We start from the raw sequence: 1,415 nt of genomic DNA, 5'->3' as shown, positions 1-1,415 counted from the left end.
AAGCACAAAGAAAACCCTTGCAAAAACGGAGCTGTCCACAAATGGCAATGCCCCGGAGTTTTCCGCTTAGCTGTGAAGCTCGCCAGCGGCGATTCGCAGCAGGTACTTGCCATAGTCAGATCTGCCGAGCGCCGCCCCGAGTTCACCGAGTTCAGCTGCGTCGATGAACTTCATGCGATAGGCTACTTCCTCTGGACAGGCAATGCGCATGTTCTGCCGCTTCTCCAACGTGCGCACGTAGTTGCAAGCTTCAGACAGGCTTTCTGGCGTGCCGGTATCAAGCCAAGCAAAGCCGCGGCCAAGGCGCTCGACCCGCAGCTGGCCCTTTTCGAGATAGGCCGCGTTAACGTCGGTTATTTCCAGCTCGCCACGTGCCGAGGGCTTGATGTTGGCAGCGATGTCGACCACGTGTCTGTCGTAAAAGTAAAGCCCAGTGACCGCCCAGTTCGAGCGCGGGAGCGTCGGTTTTTCTACAATCGAGACCGCCCGACAATCCGAGTCGAATTCAACTACGCCGTAACGCTCTGGATCGTGCACCGCATAGGCGAATACTGTCGCTCCGTCATTGCCGGACGCAGCTTGGTGCAGCATCTGGCTAAAGCCGTGGCCGTAAAAGATGTTGTCGCCAAGGATTAGAGCCGAGCTACCTCCGGCGACGAAATCAGCGCCAATGATAAACGCCTGAGCCAGCCCTTCAGGCCGCGGTTGCTCTGCATATGAGAGCGAGATGCCCCACTTGCTCCCGTCCTCGAGCAGTCGCTGAAAGTGCGGCAGATCGTATGGCGTTGAAATGAGAAGAATATCGCGGATGCCAGCCAACATCAACGTCGACAATGCATAGTATATCATCGGCTTGTCGTAGACCGGTAGTAGCTGCTTGGACATGGCGAGGGTCATCGGATGCAGCCGGGTTCCGGAGCCGCCAGCGAGAATAATGCCTTTCATGATATTCCCCTATTTTTTATTTCCTCATCCGCAGATCGACCAATTGTCCTCAACGCAGAATTGCCGCCAAAATCAAGATATTACTATCCTAATTTCTATCCTCTGTGTGGCGGGATTCAGCGCTAGCGTTTTAGCGTTAGATGCGTGGGAAGTGAATGATATGGTTCAGAACTCCTAGACCCGAGAATCCATAAATATTCTAAGAGCCCGATTTAAAAGTAGTTGAGTGATATCATTAGGTTATGATTCAACCGTCTTTGTCGAGAAGATGGAGGATCGAATGCCCTAGGATGATATCACGCGCAAGCAGCATAACCGGGACGCTCTTCGATATCCAAGTGATTTGACTGACCGGGAATGGGAGATTGTGGCTGCAATGATCCTGCACGTGAAGCCGGGAGGTCGCCCACGATCAACAAGTTGATGGTGTGGACAGCTCCACCATCCGGCATCGTGATGTGCCATGTTGG

Annotated in this window: 1 protein-coding gene; it reads right to left on the bottom strand. The window is 53.5% G+C overall.

Annotation, left to right across the window (positions count from 1 at the left end; translation table 11 throughout):
• Positions 1-66 precede the first annotated feature (66 nt).
• On the bottom strand, positions 67-945 hold the full coding sequence (gene rfbA, locus F0155_RS23100; RefSeq protein ID WP_150526918.1) for a glucose-1-phosphate thymidylyltransferase RfbA: 879 nt from the start codon (positions 943-945) through the stop codon (positions 67-69).
• Positions 946-1,415 lie beyond the last annotated feature (470 nt).

The sequence above is a fragment of the Roseibium sediminis genome (assembly GCF_008711325.1).
Lineage (GTDB): Bacteria > Pseudomonadota > Alphaproteobacteria > Rhizobiales > Stappiaceae > Roseibium > Roseibium sediminis.
This window is presented reverse-complemented; position numbering and strand designations above follow the sequence as displayed.

Excerpts from the sequence above, each read along its gene's own strand:
- rfbA (WP_150526918.1), bottom strand. The coding sequence starts at position 945 with ATGAAAGGCATTATTCTCGCTGGCGGCTCCGGAACCCGGCTGCATCCG.